Source organism: Planctomycetota bacterium, assembly GCA_016235865.1.
Taxonomy (GTDB): domain Bacteria; phylum Planctomycetota; class MHYJ01; order JACQXL01; family JACQXL01; genus JACRIK01.
This window is the reverse complement of record JACRIK010000003.1, coordinates 453,737-471,147: the sequence shown is the minus strand read 5'-3', so window position 1 is coordinate 471,147 and position 17,411 is coordinate 453,737. Positions and strand designations below refer to the sequence as shown.

15 protein-coding genes and 1 pseudogene are annotated in these 17,411 nt (G+C 51.5%); 3 read left to right on the top strand and 13 right to left on the bottom strand.

Annotated elements, in window-relative coordinates; genetic code table 11:
* Window positions 1-207: 207 nt before the first annotated feature.
* The 3 genes from dnaA to HZA49_03520 all read right to left on the bottom strand — a co-directional run bounded on the left by dnaA (window position 208) and on the right by HZA49_03520 (window position 3,695).
* Entirely contained in the window at window positions 208-1,611 is a 1,404-nt protein-coding gene (gene dnaA, locus HZA49_03530) for a chromosomal replication initiator protein DnaA (GenBank protein ID MBI5778510.1), read from the bottom strand.
* A gap of 138 nt (window positions 1,612-1,749) precedes the next feature.
* On the bottom strand, window positions 1,750-2,730 hold the full coding sequence (locus HZA49_03525; protein MBI5778509.1) for a potassium channel protein: 981 nt from the start codon (window positions 2,728-2,730) through the stop codon (window positions 1,750-1,752).
* A gap of 35 nt (window positions 2,731-2,765) precedes the next feature.
* Window positions 2,766-3,695, bottom strand: coding sequence for a GGDEF domain-containing protein (locus HZA49_03520; protein ID MBI5778508.1), 930 nt, complete (start codon window positions 3,693-3,695; stop codon window positions 2,766-2,768).
* Between the two features lie 95 nt (window positions 3,696-3,790).
* Here HZA49_03520 and maf point away from each other — a divergent pair, with 95 nt between their 5' ends.
* On the top strand, window positions 3,791-4,387 hold the full coding sequence (gene maf / locus HZA49_03515; protein MBI5778507.1) for a septum formation protein Maf: 597 nt from the start codon (window positions 3,791-3,793) through the stop codon (window positions 4,385-4,387).
* Between the two features lie 70 nt (window positions 4,388-4,457).
* On the opposite strand, the gene HZA49_03510 is transcribed toward maf, so the two are convergent.
* Window positions 4,458-4,961, bottom strand: a complete 504-nt coding sequence (locus HZA49_03510) for a PilZ domain-containing protein (GenBank protein ID MBI5778506.1) — start codon at window positions 4,959-4,961, stop codon at window positions 4,458-4,460.
* Window positions 4,962-5,086: 125 nt separating this feature from the next.
* Between HZA49_03510 and HZA49_03505 the strand changes: the two genes are divergently transcribed.
* Entirely contained in the window at window positions 5,087-6,037 is a 951-nt protein-coding gene (locus tag HZA49_03505) for a hypothetical protein (protein MBI5778505.1), read from the top strand.
* 182 nt (window positions 6,038-6,219) lie between these two features.
* On the opposite strand, the gene bioF is transcribed toward HZA49_03505, so the two are convergent.
* Entirely contained in the window at window positions 6,220-7,377 is a 1,158-nt protein-coding gene (gene bioF / locus HZA49_03500) for an 8-amino-7-oxononanoate synthase (protein ID MBI5778504.1), read from the bottom strand.
* Window positions 7,378-7,484: 107 nt separating this feature from the next.
* Here bioF and HZA49_03495 point away from each other — a divergent pair, with 107 nt between their 5' ends.
* Entirely contained in the window at window positions 7,485-8,777 is a 1,293-nt protein-coding gene (locus HZA49_03495) for a HEAT repeat domain-containing protein (GenBank protein ID MBI5778503.1), read from the top strand.
* A gap of 207 nt (window positions 8,778-8,984) precedes the next feature.
* Here HZA49_03495 and mnmE read toward each other — a convergent pair whose 3' ends face one another.
* The 8 genes and pseudogenes from mnmE to ruvX form a co-directional block, all read right to left on the bottom strand.
* Window positions 8,985-10,325, bottom strand: a complete 1,341-nt coding sequence (gene mnmE / locus HZA49_03490; protein MBI5778502.1) for a tRNA uridine-5-carboxymethylaminomethyl(34) synthesis GTPase MnmE — start codon at window positions 10,323-10,325, stop codon at window positions 8,985-8,987.
* Window positions 10,326-10,378: 53 nt separating this feature from the next.
* Window positions 10,379-12,163 carry a membrane protein insertase YidC gene (gene yidC / locus HZA49_03485; protein ID MBI5778501.1) on the bottom strand — a complete coding sequence of 595 codons (1,785 nt, stop codon included), beginning with the start codon at window positions 12,161-12,163 and terminating at the stop codon, window positions 10,379-10,381.
* Window positions 12,164-12,266: 103 nt separating this feature from the next.
* Window positions 12,267-12,419: pseudogene (locus HZA49_03480) on the bottom strand (Trm112 family protein).
* Window positions 12,416-13,006, bottom strand: coding sequence for a methylated-DNA--[protein]-cysteine S-methyltransferase (locus HZA49_03475; protein MBI5778500.1), 591 nt, complete (start codon window positions 13,004-13,006; stop codon window positions 12,416-12,418). Before HZA49_03475 ends, HZA49_03480 begins: the two are co-directional and overlap by 4 nt.
* Window positions 13,007-14,083: a metallophosphoesterase gene (locus tag HZA49_03470; protein ID MBI5778499.1), complete on the bottom strand. Its 1,077-nt coding sequence runs from the start codon at window positions 14,081-14,083 to the stop codon at window positions 13,007-13,009.
* Window positions 14,080-16,122 (bottom strand): sulfatase-like hydrolase/transferase, encoded by a 2,043-nt coding sequence (locus HZA49_03465; protein ID MBI5778498.1) that lies wholly within the window; start codon window positions 16,120-16,122, stop codon window positions 14,080-14,082. The genes HZA49_03470 and HZA49_03465 overlap by 4 nt, the downstream gene beginning before the upstream one ends.
* Window positions 16,119-16,850, bottom strand: a complete 732-nt coding sequence (locus HZA49_03460) for a class I SAM-dependent methyltransferase (GenBank protein ID MBI5778497.1) — start codon at window positions 16,848-16,850, stop codon at window positions 16,119-16,121. Before HZA49_03460 ends, HZA49_03465 begins: the two co-directional genes overlap by 4 nt.
* Window positions 16,851-16,872: 22 nt before the next feature.
* Window positions 16,873-17,391: a Holliday junction resolvase RuvX gene (ruvX, locus tag HZA49_03455; protein ID MBI5778496.1), complete on the bottom strand. Its 519-nt coding sequence runs from the start codon at window positions 17,389-17,391 to the stop codon at window positions 16,873-16,875.
* Between the last annotated feature and the right edge of the window lie 20 nt (window positions 17,392-17,411).

Genomic DNA, 17,411 nt, shown 5'->3' with positions numbered 1-17,411 from the left:
GCAAAACCAATATAACCGCTGGTCCGTCCTTTAGTTAACCCACCGATGCATCTAGGCGGACTGTAGATAAGCGGTGGAAAACCTTATTATAATCGGTTGATAACCCTATCCTTTAAGGGGATTATTTACCCCTACGCTAAACCAACCCGGTTAGTCTCGAAAATCAGCCCTAATAATAACATTTTTTAGACACGGAAGCAACAAAAACTACCCCGATTTCTTCCTGACCTCAGCCATAAGGAGATTCACGGTTTCCCTGAACTGGGCATCCTTCTGGAGCCGCTTACGAATTTTTTCTATAGCCAGCAATACCGTAGAATGCTCCCGGCCGCCGAACGACGCCCCGATTTCCTCAAGCGACAAGTCCGGCTTTAATTGCCTGGTCAGATAAAAGCCGATTTGCCGGGCCAGGGAAACCGACTTCAGCCGCGTTTTGGACTGCAGGTCCGAGGCGGAAAGGTTAAAATAACCGGCGATGGTATCGATTATGTTTGCTACCTTTATCCGCCGGGAAGAAGCGCCGACAATATCTTTGAGCGCCTCGGTAGCCAGGCTAACCGACGGTTTTTGGTTGGAGCTGCGGGACAGGCCGATAACCCTGATTAACGCCCCTTCCAGGTCGCGGATATTGGTATCAATAACTTCAGCGATGAAATTAATCACGTCTTCAGGAAACGCAATTTTATAACCATCAGCCTTCCGCCTAAGGATTGCCGCCCGGGTCTCAAAGTCAGGCGTCTCCAGTCGGGCCACCATGCCCCAGTTAAACCGAGAAACTAGGCGGTCCTGTAACAGCGGAATTTCCTTGGGCGGCGAGTCGCTGGAAAGAATAATCTGCTTTTGGTTATTATGCAGGGCGTTAAAGGTATGAAAGAATTCTTCCTGGCTGGCCGCTTTTTCACCCGAACCCAGGAAATGGATGTCGTCGATTATCATTATATCCTTTGATCGGCACAACTGGCGGAATTTCTCAAACCCGTTATTCTTTACGGCCGTAATATAGTCGTTGACAAACCCCTCGCCCGATCGGTAATAAATAGAAAAATCAGGACGCTGAGCTAGCACCTGATGGCAGATGGCCTGTAGGAGATGGGTTTTGCCCAACCCCACTCCGCCGTGAATAAATATCGGATTATAGGCCTTGCCGGGATTCACTGCGACGGCCTGGGCCGCCGCATGCGCCATACGGTTGCACAAGCCCACTACGAATTTATCAAAGGTGTAATTCTCGTTCAGGGTAAAATCGTTCTTTCCCGCCGGCTTGCTAGCAGAAGTGGCAGCAGGCGATTCCTTTCCCCTGTATCCGGTCTTGTCTTTCGACGCCAGCCCGGCGCCGTTCTGGCGGGCCAGCACATCCGGAAACAGCCGTCCCTGTTCAGGCGGAGCGACGAATGTTATAGTATAATTCTTGCCGGCTACTTCGGATACCGTTTGTTCTATTAGGGCGAGAAAGTTCTTTTTATAGTAATCCACGTAAAAAACATTGGGCAGGGGTATCTTCAGAGTTCCGGCCGGCTCCTCGATGAACTTAAGCTCTTTCAGCCAGATGTCGCCGATTGACGGCCTGAGTTTTTCCAAGACCTGCTGTTTTAATTCATTATCAAAAGCCATTTGTCGCCTTTCAGTCCCATTTTTCAGGATAAGACAGACCCGTATTATATAATAATATCCCGGACCGAGACAAGTAAAATCCTGCCTGCCCTGTTAGAAAATTATTGGGCCATAAGCCTTGCGCTTTTGGCGGACTTTCTAACCGGGCGAGATATATCCCCTGGCCTTTTGGATGTTGTGAACATCACCCATTATTACAAAAATGGATCCCTCTTTTATGACCGTATCGGCTGGGGGGTTATAAAGCATGTTGTCGCCCTCGGATATGATGGCCAGTACCAAAAGCCCGAACCGGTCCCGCAGGGGAACGTCAGCCAGTCTTTTATTTACGATAGTCGCGGCAGAAGTAATGGTTATTTCTTCTATCCGATAAGTGCCAGAAGTCTGACGCAACATTGTATCCAGAAATTTTACGGCCGACGGCCGTATCATTTCCGAGGCAATCCGCAAGCCCCCAATGACCGAGGCCGAAACCACCGTATCCGCGCCGGCCGTCTTGAGCTTGTTGATAGCTTTATCTTCTATGCCCAGGGCCACAATCCGGGTGTTCTTGTTATACTGTTTGGTCATGACCGTAATGTAAAGGTTGTCCTTATCTGCCGGCAGCACGGCAAAGACGCCCTGAGCCCGCTCCACCCCGGCCGCCAGCAATACCTCGTCATCCGTGGCATCGCCAGCAAGATAAATCATGTTCGGGACGGTTGCCGCCAGTTTATCCAGCCGCTCTTGGCTGCGTTCCACCACCACAAACTGTTTCATGGTCTTAGCCAGTTCCTGGATGATATGAATCCCGGTTTCGCCTGCCCCGCAGACAATATAATGGTTGCTCAGCCGGTCGACTTCCTTATTCATCTTGCGCCTCCTTAAAAATCCGCTTAATTCTATTTCTAAAATGGATGCGGCCAGGATGGAAGTCACGGCCGCAATAACACCCAGGGAAAGAATGATAAATATGATGGTGAATATCCGGCCGGCCGGGTTATGGGACAGGTCTATCACCTCGCCGTAGCCGACCGTAGCCGCGGTAATCACCGTCATATAAACCGCATCCAGTAAGTTACCGCTGATAATCCAGTAGCCGGTGGTGCCGAAAGCCAGGATGAACAATAGTAGCAACACCCCAATAACAATTCGTCTGCGCAAAAACATGGTTATTATCTGCCCGCCGGCGACTCTTTTTCCAGCAAATCAGTGGAGGTGTGGTTCCGGCCAGCCTGTTTGCTCAGGTAGAGCAGGCGGTCCGCCCGCTTAATCAGCGTTTCCGGGGTATCATCGGCCTGGGCCAGGGTGGCGCCGATGGACACCGTGGTTCGGATGATATTTGATTTCGTGGCGATAAACGACTGTTCTACCATGGCCCGGAGTCGGTCGCTCATGACATAAAGCAACTCCGGTGTGACATTAGTGATCAGGGCGATAAATTCGTCTCCGCCCCAGCGGCAGACCAGATCCGAAGCCCGGACTCCGTTTAACAACGTCTGGGCCACCATCTTCAATGCCCGGTCGCCGGCTTCATGGCCGGATTGGTCGTTTATCTTTTTGAGCGAGTCCACGTCGGCGAAGATGACCCCGAATTTCCAGCCGTACCGGATCATCTGGTCTAATTTTATTCGCAGGTCGATATCCGCATAGCGCCGGTTACCGGTCGCAGTCAGCGGATCAACCAGCGCCTGCTTCTGTAACTCATCAATTTGCTGCATCAGTTCCGCCTTGGGCGAGATGTCGCTGAATATTTCGGCCGCACCGGTAATTTTACCCAGCGTGTCCTTGAGCGGGACAATCCGGACCAGCACCGGAACCCGATGCCCGTCTTTATGATGCAGGAAAATTCTGTCTTCTTTGATCGTGCCTTGATTGATGGACTCGGCCAGGGGGCAGCAGCCTGAACAGAGGTTTTCGCCTTTGTTGTTGACGTGGACCAAAATATTATCGGAACAATGGGACCCGATCACCTCCGAACCCATATAGCCGGTGATTTTCTCGGCGGCCCGGTTGAAATAGGTTATCTTCCGGTTGGAATCAGTAAAATACACCCCGTCATTCAGGTTATCCAGCAGCGCTCGGTAAAACTCGTTTACTGACATCAGGCAAACCTCTCATTAATGTTGATTTATCCGCAAGGTAATTTATAATATCAAACAAATCCCTGGTAAACAATAAACTTGTACATAATTATTGTATGATGCCTCTGATTATTCTGGCCTCAGCATCGCCCCGGCGCTCGCAGATATTGGCCGAATGCGGCATCACCCATAAAATCGTGGTCAGCAACGCCCGAGAGGTGATGGACCGGAAAAGGACACCCGCATATAACGCCAGGTTTAACGCCGGTCTGAAGGCTCGGGCCGTGGCCCGGCGGGTCAAAAAGGGTTTTGTCATCGGCGCCGATACTATTGTACAGTCCGGCCGGAAACTTATCGGTAAGCCCCGCGATAAGGCCGAGGCCCGACGCCTGCTTATGGAATTCTCCGGCCGGACCATCGGCGTCTATACCGGGCTGTGTGTCATAAACGCCGTTACCGGAAAAGAGGTTAAGTCCGTCGTTGACTCAAAAGTAAAGGTGAAAAAGATAACCCCGGGCATGGCCGGTAGGTTTATGCGGGTGGCCGGCCCCTTGGACAAGGCCGGCGGTTTTTCCATAGAAGGTCCGGGCTCGTTCATCTTCGATGACGTCCAAGGATCTTTTTACAACGTCCTCGGCCTACCGATGATTGAATTGTACCGGCTCTTCGGGGAATTAGGCGTGGATTTATTACTTGCAGTACGAACGAAGTAAGCTATTTGTGAGTTATCCCGCCGAATGGCTGGGCTACGCGCTGTTAAGCAATCCTAGCAGAATGCCCCGGCTACAGTCCGGGCATGCTTGATGTTATCTTGAAAGTAGGCGAACCCTTCTGCTGCTTGTCGGCGAACTGGCAGACCACGCAGGAATTGGCCTTTTTTTTCATTTCCTTAAAGACAATCGTGCGATTTGGTTGGATGCGGGTGCCCAGGAAATCTGCCAGGTTCTGCAGGCGTTTACGGGTATCGCCTCTCAACTCGGCGAACTTGACCCCGACCATGTACTCGTCGAATATGGCAAAGGTCTTGACCCAGGCCACTGAACCCGCCAGTTTTAACGGCTTGGCGCCAAGCAATGGTATCATGATATTAAGCGACAGCTTGTCGCCCACCGCCATTTTTTTCTTGGACAGCAGCCGCAAGCCCGTGGTGCTCAGGTTGACAATGGGCAGTGCCGCCGGCGCGCCGGTCAGGAAGGCGAAAATGCCACCGTTACTTTCCATCTGCGCCTTGCCATCCTGGATGGAAAACCTCAACTCCTTGCGTTTATTGTTTTTTATCTTAGGCATAATAATAACTCTCCTTTTTCCGCAATATAACTCGTTACGGAGGAAAAGTCAACAATTTTGCGTAAATACTTGATTTAGTCGCGTATTATGCGTATAATCCGTCAAGATGAAAGGGGGTGAGAATAATGAAAAACTGGCTTATACTCAGCATGTTTATCGCATTGCTGGTTGTCGGCTGCCAGTCGGCCAAGATGCCGGGTGAAATAACACTGACGCCCGGACCGAACCAGGTAAAAGCGCCCTGGGCCGGATTCAACGAAGGGGCCTGGGTTCAATACCAGGTGGTTAATCCGATGGATGGCAGCGCCAACGAATACAGGCAATCCATCCATCAAATCGCGCGGGGCGAGGCGGTTGTCGTTACGGCCGTAAAGGTGAACGACAAATGGGACAAGATTGGGATGGAAAAGGTATCCCTGTTCCCGTTAGCCAAACCGGCCAGCAAGCCCAGCACCACCGAAACCGTCAAGGTCGGCGCCAAGGGGGTTTCCTGCAAAGTGGCGGATATGACCTACAAGATGAACGAAACATCCACCACCATGAAGGCTTGGATGTGCGACGAGATTCCGGGCGGACTGGTTCAGCGCGAGATGGGCGGCAAGGTTGTTTGGCAGGCGGTTGACTTCGGGCTGGAAGGCAAGACGCCTACTCTGGCAGAGGTGACCGAACCCAAAAACGCCTGGGCCAAATTCGGCAAAGGTTCCTGGGTTCAATACAAAATTCTCAACCCCGAAGACCAAAAGGAAATCCAGCAGAAATACACCGTAGTGGACGCCACCAAGGAAAAGGCTACCATAGAGATTTCCCAGCTGGAAGGCGAAAAATGGGAGAAGAAATCCACCCAGGAAGTGTCCTTACAACCGGTGCTGGTGCCTAAAAACCAGGGCACACCGGCAACCCTCGACGTGGCAGGTAAAAAGGTAAATTGCACCTGTCTGGAAAAAACATACACTATGGGTAATGCCGCGACCTTGGTCAAGGCATGGACCAGCGACGACGTTCCGGGCTTCGAAGTCCGCAAGGAAATGGCGGGCAAGGTAGTCATGGAAGTAGTCGACTTCGGCGTATCAAAGTAAATCCCAAACCCATAAGCCCCCCGCCCGTCCGGGCGGGGGGCTTTCTCATTTCCGTGCGCAAATTTAACAGCATAGAACGCGGATGCACGCTGATTTAGAGGATTTTCAGGATGTAAATTATTGTCAGTATTTATCTGCGAAAATCTGCGTCCTAATGCGTTCCGCCCCTTCGGTGCTCGTGGTCACGCTTTGCTTAGCTCTCTTAACAGCCCATCCATTTGTTCTCTGGTATGCATGGCCGTGATGGTCAGGCGCAGCCGGCTCTGGCCCTGGGGCACGGTGGGCGGTCGGATGGCCGGCACATAAAACCCTTTATTCCAAAGCATTTGGGAAATAACCACGGTCTGTTTCGTATCGCCGATCATTATCGGGATAATCGAAGAAACTGAGCCTCTGAGATTGAATTCCATTTCTTCCAGCCGCGACTTGATATAATCCGTATTGGCCCAGAGCCGTTTTCTTAAGTTTGGTTCTTGGCGCAGTATCTTCAGGGCTGTAATAGTCGCCGCGCAGGTGCCCGGAGGCAGGGCCGTGGTGAAAATGAACGGCCGGGACTTGTTCCGGATATAATCTATCAGAGCCTGCGGACCGGCCACAAAACCACCCAGCGAACCCAGCGCCTTACTGGCCGTGCCGATGATAACAGCTATCTTTTTTTCCAGCCCCAATTCTTCGCACCAGCCCCGTCCGGTTTTGCCAAAGACTCCGGTGCCGTGCGCCTCGTCCACAAGTGTATATGCCCTATACTTTTTAGCCAGACGGACCATCTCCTTTAGCGGCGCGCCGTCTCCGTCCATGCTGAAGATAGCGTCCGAAATAATATAACGGGATGCGCGATGAGGGATGCGTGATACGCGTTTCAAGAGTGACTCCAAATGCGCCATATCGCGATGGCGATAAATATGGAGCTGGGCCTTGGTCAGACGAGCTGAATCCACCAAGCTGGCATGATTCAATTCATCGCAGAAAATTATATCATTCCTATTAATGAGCGTGGTAATCACACCCAAATTAGTCGCATAGCCGGAGGTAAAAAGTAAGGCGTCGTCCACATGCTTGAACTTAGCAATCTTTTGTTCCAGTTCCTGGTGCAGGGCGGTGGTTCCGGACAACAGGCGGGCCGCGCCGGCCCCGGTCCCGAATTTTTTGGTTGCCTCAATCATCGCTCGCTTCAAGGCTGGATGCTGGGCCAGGCCCAGATAATCATTGGAGCAGAACGAAACCAGCCATTTACCGTCTATCTTAACCCGCGTGCCGTCAATGGCCGAAATCACCCTTGGTTTGCGCAACAGTCCCTCCCGGTTCAGCTCAGCTAGCCCTGATTTAAAAAAATTTAGCATATGCCAGAGCATAGCATAACAACAGGGAAAATCAACAATCATGTTTAATTATCCCGCATCCCGGTAACCTTGACAATCCCGGCCGGATTTGGTAAACAGCCGTTAGTATGGAAGAAGCGAAATCCGTAACTCAGGCGCCTCCGCTGGCCGCGTCCTACCGGCCGGACGCCCAAGCCAACCAATATTCCCCTGTCCTGCCCATCTCGCACCTGGTGGTATTCTACCTCGCCACTCTTGGACTTTATTTTATTTATTGGTGCTACCGGAACTGGAAGCAGATTAAGACGCACAAACTTTATTCGCGCATCCGCCCGGGCTGGCGCACCGTCGGCCTGATAGTTCCGATATACAATTTGATACTTCTTTCCGAGCAGTTCAGCAATATCAAAAGTATGGCCAAAATGGCCAAGATACAGAAGACCCATTCACCGGGACTGTGCATAATAATGATAATTGTTATCAACATTCTCGTAGTAAACTATGTCGGAACCCTGATTCTGGGTACTGACTTAAGCTTTCTGTTTATCCTCAATGTCATTCCCATGATACTGATCCAGCAAACGCTCAATTCATATTGGCGTGTAGTTCAACCCGGTAAAAAAGAACGGGGTTTCTTCTCCGCCTGGATGATTGTCGGAGTGCTGGCCCTGATGTTTGAGATATTCCTTCTTGCGCTCGGACTGCTGATACTTATGCTGATTCCCGAATTTAATTTGGAGGATGAACAACCAAAAAAGCCGGTCCAGAACTGGGATACTTTCAACTGGTCCAGGCAGCGTCAGGAAGACCCTCGGGCCAACCTGAGCGCCAAGCAGGCCCTGACATTGCTAAAAAGCAAGAAAATGGGAGACCGTTATTATGCCTCCCAGGCTATTATTCGGCTCAAGGCCCGGGAGTTGATTCTGGACCTGGTCAGATTATTAAACGACGAAGATTCGGCGGTGCGCCTTGAGGTCATTAATATTCTTTATGAACTCAAAGCCCGGGAGGCGATTCCCAATATCATCCTGATGTTAAAAGACCGGGAAATGACAGTCAGGTATAAAGCGGCCAATACGCTGGTTAAATTTAATTACCTTTCCGACCGGGATATTTCAGAAGTAACCGGGTTATTAAAAGATAAAAATTCGGACGTGCGCAGCTGCGCGACCTCCATACTCTGCCAGCTTGAAATTAGGGCCGCCATACCGGATATAACCCGGTTATTAAAAGACAAAGAAATTACGGTCATCCAGGATGCGGTTGACGCCCTGGGGGAACTTGACGCCCAAGAAGCGATTCCGGACATTAAAAAACTGCTTACCCACAAAAATGAATACGTGCGCCAGGCCGCCCAAGACGCCTTACAACAACTCGGCGTGCCGGCGGAGGAGATTGAAAAGGCCAAGGAAGGAAAGTAGTTTCTATAAAGAAACCGGGAAACCAAAAACCCTACTGAGATCGCCCAGCGAAACTCCGGCCTTCCTGGCTTTCTTATAAATATGCTCCGTGCCCAACCACGCGCAGCTTACATCTCAAACTCCGCAGAGACCGCGATGGCGAATCTCCAAAAATACAACATCAGCTCCGTGGAATGAAGCCCCAAATTATGGAGACACCCCGCCGAATTATTTTCCGATACAAAATCCGGAGAAGATGTTGTTTAGGATGTCGTCAGCCGCCAAGTGTTTTCCGGCAGCGAAATCTCCCAGCGCCATATTTAATCGTTCCAGCGCGTCCTTCAGGTCCAGCGCAACGAATTCGTAAGAGGTCAGGTTGTTTACCCCGGTCAATGCCTGGTTTAGTGATTTCAGACAGGAGACCAGGGTTTCCTGCCGGCGCAGGTTAATGAGCGTCCGGCTGGATGCGCGTTCGGGCGGCGCGGCTTTGATCTTTTTTACGAGCGAGTCTTTGAGTGCAATAATGCCGGAGCCGGTGCGGGCGGAACACTTATAAAATGCGGAATGCGGGATGTGGAATGTGGAATTCTTGGGGAATAAATCTGTTTTATTAGCAACCAAAATGGTTTTGGATGGATTAAGGCGCTTGAGAGTGGCCTGGTCTTGTTTGGTTACACCGATAGACGAGTCAATGACTAACAAATAAATATCTGCTTGTCTCATTGGAAGTGGCGTTTCGGCTGTTGGCCTGTCTATCCCAGCCGTATCAAATATCCTAAATTCGGTATTTCTGTAAGAGAACGTACCTTCTATATAATCATGGGTGGTGCCGGGAACCGGCGAGACGATATTCCTCCGATCCTTGACCAGGCAGTTGAATAAACTGGATTTCCCGGTATTGGGCCGGCCGCACAGAACCAGAGAGATTCCGTCCGCACCTGCGGAACGGCCGGAGGATTCCTGCAGGATTTTATTTATGTCGGCGATAATGCGTTTGAGGGATGTTTTTATCTGCTGGGGCGGGATGATTTCCACCCCCTGGTCAGAGAAATCAAGCGTCAGCTCTATTTGGCAAGCCAGTTCAAGCAGGTGCTGGTTTATTTCTTTAATATGGCGGAAGGCGTACTGATTCAGTTGGTTTACGGCCAGGCGGTGTTCCTGTTCGGACGATGCGTGGATGATATCCAAGACCGCCTTGGCCTGGGTTAGATTAAGCCGTCCGTTAAGAAAGGCGCGTTGGGTGAATTCGCCGGGCCGGGCCAGGCGGGCGCCTTTTCGGGTAAAATATTCCACCAGGATTTCCAGTAGGATCCTTGAACCCGGGACATGGATTTCCACCACGTCTTCGCGGGTGTAGGAGCGGGGCGCCGGCATCAGAAACAGGGTCGCCGGAATCTTTGATTGATTTATATTAAGGGTGACATCAAGAGAACGCCAGATATTTTCCCAGAGGATCCTTTTATTGATAGCCCTTTGGACCAGACTGAATGCCCGGCTGCCGGAAAGGCGGATGATGCCTTTGAGTGAATTCCCGCTCGGGCTGGAAACGGCGATGATGGTATCGTCCATAAACACGTAAGCGGATTACCGGGTAAAAATCCGCTTAATCCGCTTGCCAATTATTATCTGAAATAATATTTCTTAATCAGGATTTGTTCCGCGATGCCCAGGAGCGTGCTAGTGAACCAGTACAGGGTCAGGCCCGAAGGGACGCTATAGAACATGATGCCAAAAACCAGGGGCATGAACAGGAACATCTTCTGCTGTTGACGGGCCTGCGGGTCGGGCGATTTGGGCTGGGTGAGCGACTGGACCAGCCAGGAAACGGTCATAATCAGGGGCAGGACGTGGAGATAATGCGCGCCCAGAATCGGAAACGGCAGTTTGCACAGCTGGTCCGGCTGGGACAGGTCGGTAATCCAGAGCATAAAGGGCGACTGGCGCAATTCAATGGCCTGAGCCAGCGCCCAGTAGAGGCCGATAAAGACCGGTATCTGAAGGAGCATGGGCAGGCAGCCGCTCAATGGATTAACCCCAAACTCCTTAAACAGCTTCAGCTGCTCCTCGCCAAACCTGCGCTTGTCGTTTTTATATTGTTCCTGCAGGGCCTTGATGCGGGGTTGGAGCTTCTGGAGGTGATACATGGAGACCTGGCCCTTTTTAGTAATCGGGAACATAAGCACCTTTACCACAATGGTAAGGAAGATGACCGCAATGCCGTAATTCTTGAAGAGCCCGAACAGTCCGCCCAGTATCAAAAGGAGAAGCTTGCTGATGAACCCGAACCAGCCGTAGGACAGCAATTTATCGAATCCCAGATGGGAAAACACGGCCAAATCAGATGCTTTTTTCGGGCCGGCATAAAACAGGAAATCCAGATTCTTCGCTTCTTTGGGATTAAGGACGAAATCCCGGGTCTGGATATAGAAGTCCAGGTTTGAATATGGGCTGGAATTATTGGGTAAGGCCGGGCATTCACGGACGTTAAAACCGTAGATGCTGATGTCGGCTACGGATGCCGGTACGAGAATAGAGGAAAAATATTTGTTGGTAATACCGGTCCAGTAAACATTATCTTGCCCCCGGACCAAAGTAAAGGATGTGCTGTTCTTTTTCTTCATGTCCTTTTTCATCGTAGACGGGGCGGGCTGTTCCAGATACCATTTGATCTGCCCGTCTTCGGCGTTCAGGTCGGTTTTTTCGCCCCGGACGGTATCCGTAATCGGCGGGTCGGTATAGGAGTATAATCCGGTAACATCCGTTGCATTATATGACTCTGGAGGCATGGTGTCCACGCCCTGGATGAGCAGGGTTGAGGTAATGGGGCTGCCGGAAATATTTTCCAGATTGATTGAGAAATCCAGGGCATAATTGTATTTATCCAGGGAAAATAACTTATAAATAATTAGTCCCTGCGGTGTCGTATAACGGAATTTTACAGAAAAAGCGGTTTCTGTTACCACCTCCCAAAGCCCGGATTCGAGGTCATCGGTGGAATTTAGATGTTTGAGGGAAAGGGCGTATTTAGAAGGGTAGGCTGTATTTATAAGGGATAATTGGCCGGAAGATTCTGATGACAGGGCCAGCCGGGCCGACTTGTATTGTTTGAGGACGAGGGATTCTATAGCCGCGCCTTTATTGGAAAGGGTTACTTTGATATAATTATTCTCCAGCACCTTTTGCCTGGGCTCGATATTGGCGGGTTGGCGGAAGGCGGTCCCGGTTTTTTCCGGGGCGGAGATGAGCGCTTTCCGGGTTGGCGTCATTTCGCCCGCCGCCGTAACCGTATCATTTTCGGTAATTTCTCTGGTGACAACCGGTGGTTGTGGCCGGGGCGCCACGAACTGGATATATAAAAACCAGATAACCACCGTGAGCAGAATAAATAAAACAGTTCGTTTATCCATAATTTTAGGAAGCGCTTAATTCACAAGCGCACTTAGGGCATTTAAGCAGGTTTTGTTCTTCCAGCCAATCCCGCTGCGCGCCGCACTTGGGGCAGGGGCGTCCGGCCTCGTCTATCAGCATTATCGGGATGTCATCCTCTATCCGATAACGGCACAGGCACTGTGGATTGGCGCAGGTCAGCGTCAGTCCCTCTAATTTCACGTCCGCCTTGCAGAGCGGACAGGCCAGGATATCCAGGACTTCTTTCTTTATCATATGACGCAACTTAATACCTTTCCTTTGTCACCCCGAATTCCTTTCTCGGCAGGGATCCCGTCGGGACGGGGCGGGAACGCCTTCTCCAGCTCCAGGAGTTTTTTCTTCAGCCCGGTTCCGCCCAGCGCGGAGAAATTGCCCAGCGAGTCGTCTGATTTAATCACCCGGTGGCAGGGTATGATAATGGGCAGCGGATTTTTAGCCAGGGCATTGCCCACGGCCCGGCCGGCCTTGGGATGCCCGGCCCGTTGCGCCACCCATTGGTAAGACCTCACCCGGCCGTAAGGAATTGATATTAAAGTCTGATATACCGCCCTTTCAAAATCACTCGCATCGGTTAAACCGCTTATATATCTTGCCGGGTTATTGAAGTCAACCTTTTCTCCATTAAAATACCGGATCAGGTCTTTAAGCAGCCCGGTTATCGCCGGCGCCAGACCGGAATTATTTTTATGGACGCGATTGGGTTTATTCAGTCTCTGCAATACCAGGCGCTTATTATGCGAAGGCAGGACGATTCTTCGGATAACATTTTCATCCGCAGAAATCCCGCACCAGCCGAAATTGGTTTTGAACAGATAATTCATTTATTCGGGTGACTTGAGGCCGTCCAGCCGTGGTTTTGGGGCGGCCCTGCGGAACAGGAAAAACGCCATCCCGCTATCAAGCATGAAAACAACCAGAATGATATAAAGCGCCCAGCCGTTCGTATCGATAACCGGGAAAATATAAGTAAAGGCGGTTTCCCCGAACCAGTTTCCCAGATTGCTTTGGGCCGGGCTGGTAATCTTCTCTTCGCTAATCTTGTCTGGACCGACGGTCATCCGCAGGATATGATGGAGCTTGTCCGGGATATGCGGCTCCAGCCGGGTGCCGCCGCCGCCGCTGATGATGTAGGTCGTGCTGTTACGCTCGCCCTTCCAGTAGCCGTGATGGTGGCCGAAGAAGCAGTAATTGACCTTGTATTGTTCCATCAGGGCGAAGAATTCCTGCTCGTCAGGCAGGCAGGCCTTTTTGATGACGGCATCCAGTCCTTTGGGCGGGTAGTGGGTAAAGACGAAGATATATTTTTTCCCCAATGCCTTTTTGGACAAGACATCCCGGAGATAATCAAGATAATTCACCGGGCTGCGGTCGCTTCCGTCGCAGATGATAAACAGGCAGTTGTTATAAACGAAATCAAGATTCCTCGGTCCGTAGAGCATCTCATAAACCTGGCTTGTTACCTGGCGTTCGGGGTTTTCCATTCCCGGGTCTCCCGGATTGCCATAATCGCTGATTTCATGATTACCCGGGACCAGGAAGACCGGGAAGGACGGCTTGATTACGTTGAGCATCCGGGTCAGGAAGAACCGGTGGTTCCAGATGCCCGGCCGCCAGACAAAATCACCGTTCATAACCATAAATGCCGGCTCACCTTTGGCACGGGCCAGTTTTATCAGGTGTTCCGAGGTCTTTTTGGCGCGGCTGTCGCCGATGACCAGGAATGTAAACGGATGTCCGCCTCCTGAGTTTATGGGTTGATGAAAAGAGTTGTTCCCTATAAAATTATTAGGCGGTGTATTTGCATAGTCAGAGTGGACGTGAATTACCGCCAGCAAAAAAGCAATAACGATTAGGTTAAATATTAAAAGGCCCAGCCAGAGTAATCTTTTATTCTTCATTTGGTTCCTTCCGGCTTATTGATTTTAATATCCTCGTCCCGGCAGACCTTATCATTGGTTATGGCGTAGGTCACCTCCTGGATATAGGCGTAGAGATGATGCTTTAATTTCCGGGCCGTTTCCGGATCCCGGGTCAGCAGGTTATCCTTAAGATAAGGGTCGGCGTGATAATCAAACAGCCCGGTGGTCTTTTCCAGGTCGTCCAGCAGGACAAAGCAGTCGTCAAATATAACGCAATACGCGCCTTCGGTCATCACGGCATAATGGGTCTTGGTTGTGTCCAGGAGCGAGCGGCCCATTGAGGCGTGGACGGTGGGAATCGACAACAGGTCCAGGATGGTGGGCAGAATATCCACCTGCGAGCCAATCTGGTTACAGCGTTGGGGCTTGATAATACCGGGCGCGTAAATCAGGAGCGGGACGTGATAATACGAACGCAGGATATTGGGCCGGGAATAATTGGTGTGGTCGCCGGTGATGATAAATATCGTATTCTTGAACCAGGGTTTATTTTGGGCCGCGTTAAAGAATTGCTGGAGCGAATAATCGGTATAGCGGAGCACCCGCTGGAATTTGGTTTCATTGGAATATTGGCTGAACAGGGATTGCCGGCGCTCCGGAATCGGGAACGGGTCGTGCGAGGTCAGCGAGAACACCACCGAACAGAACGGCTCTTTGAATCCGTCCATCCGGCGCAGGGAATCCAGGAAAAATTCCTCATCCCAGACGCCCCAGGTGCCGTCCGTGGCGCTGGCGGTCAGGTTTGGGTAATCCTCCTTGCCGTAATAATTGGAAAATCCGGCCAGCCTGGAATAGGCGTCAAAACCCATCGAGCCGGTCTTGGCTCCGTGATGGAACGAGGTGGCGTAGCCTTCTTTCATCAGAATGGTTCCCAAACCCAGAAACCGGTTCATCTCGGATTGCGAGCCGATCATGACCTTTTTAGACCCGCGCAGATTGGTCGAGAAAAACCCCGGAATGGACGTCAGGATTGACGTCTGGGCGATAATCGAACGCTGGCCGTTGGCCAGGAAATTGGTGAAGAGCATGCCCTGGTCAGTCAGGCTGTCGAAGAACGGCATGGCTGTTGACTGTCCGGAAACGCTCTGGCAATAATCGGCTGTCCAACTCTCCAAAATAAACACCACTACATTGGGTTTCCCGGGGTGGCCGGCCGATGACCGCTGTCTCAGGAACGGATATTGCGGGTCGAGTATCTGCTCGTTATCGGCCTTGAGCATGGCCTGCACGGTCTTCAGCGCCTCGTCTGCGGGCATGAGTTTGTAACTGGGCAGGTTGGTCTGGGTCAGGCTTCTTAAGATGGTGAAAGAGGAATTCAGGGTCAGGTATCCGGTGCTGCGGTTGGCCGAAAAAAATGCGTGGGCCGGGCGGATGGGCCGGGATTGCAGGCCGCCCCGGATTCCCAGCATCAGCAGCAATATTATCACAACCAGCCAGGCGCTTTCCTTTAAGATATTGGGGCTGTAGGCAAATAACTTATCCGCCTTTCGGAATAACCACAAACTCGCGAATACAAATCCGGCGCCGCCGGCCAGCAGCAACAGGACCATATAATAGTATTCCAGGAGCGTCGAAGGCAGCATGCGCAGAATGTCCGGCAGGATGGTGTAGATTTCTGACATCAGCCGGCGCTGGATGGTCGGAAAATAGATGTAATCGGACAGGTTAAGCCCGATAAATACCAGATTGGCCAGCCAGAAAAGCAGAAGCAATCCCAATCTGAACCAGGGCCAGCGCGCCGCCGGGTTGCCCGGGAAGTTATACAATAATAACAGCGCGCCGTTAATCATCAGCAGAGCCGAGATGTCAAACCGCAGGCCGTAGATAAAAGACCACAGAATTTCACCGGCGCTGACATCAACAAAGAACCCGCGATTGGCCAGGAAAAACCCCAGGCGCAGCAGGGCGTAGCAGACTAACAGGCCGAAGATGGCTATGGCGCTTATCTTGAACTGTTTGGGCAGGGCGTTATTTATAAACACGTGGCGCCATTTTATCTTATTGCTAAAGGCGTTCATGTTTTATTACAGCAGCCGGGCATCACCCGCCCGAGCAGCAGCCATTTGTTTGAGGACAAGCCGTAAGGGCAGTAAACCTTTTCTAGTTTTATCCCGGCTTGTTCCAGCTCCTGTTTGATGGCGTCCCGCGAGAAATAATTGAACCTGGGCGGCCGGCGCAGGATGTTTTGGAATATCCATTCGCCCACAATGCTCAGGATATTTTCGTGCCGGCACTCGATTATGACCCAGCCCCGGCTGACCCGGCTCATCTCCCGGAAAATCGGCGCCCGCGCCTCCTGCGGAATAAACGTGGTTAGGAAACGCAGGGAAGCGATGGCGTCGAAACTACCGTTCTTGAACGGCATCCGGGCTCCGTCGCACTGGACCAGCGGCGCATCCTTGGCGTCCGGGATAGACCGCGATTGGAGCATCATTTCCAGGGAGATATCCGCCCCGATAAACCTGATGCCCTTATTCAGCAGCGTGGAAAACGCCCGGCCGGTCCCGCAGGGCATGTCCAGCACCGAATCAATCCGGCAGCCGTTTGTTCCGGCGTAATTTAACACGCCGGTCAGGGCGGTCATCAGCTGGCGGTTGAGCAATTGCTTGCGGGCCGATTCCTTGAACCGCTTTTTATCGTAGCGGTTGGCCAAATCAGCTGATTGATAACTCTTTTTTACCTGCTGGTAATCGTTTACCCCGTTAGAAGTGTCCGTAATATCAGGTTTAAATCTTTGTGCCATCATTTTCTCTCCGCTATTGTCACTTCTAATGGGGTGACTCATGTTCCTTTTCATTCGGTTCGGGTTCCCCGAATGCTTTCGGGGCGGTCCCTTCGGGTGCGTCGGCCGGGACCCGGCTGGCTTGGGCGTCCAGGTAGCTTTGAAGCATCACCTGGGCCGCCGTGACATTAACCTGCTCGCGCTTGTCCTTATGCGACATGTTGACATCCCGCAATAACACCTCGGCCTGCTTGGAGGTCAGTCTTTCATCCCACATGACCACCGGAACGGCAATATTTTTCTTAACCTCATCGGCAAAGCGCATCACCTCTTTGCCGGCGATGCCCAGCGTATTGTCAAATTGCTTGGGCAGCCCGATGACCAGCGCTGAGATGTGCTCCTTGCCGACAATCTCCCGGATATTTTCTATCACCGAAACCGGCGGTTCGGCCGGATCAACCTCCAGAATCTTATAGCCCACGGCGAAACTGGTGCCCGGCACGCTGATAGCCAGTCCGATGCGCTTCTTGCCGTAATCGATGCCTAATATCTTTACCCCGCTCATAAATTTACGCTTTCAATAAA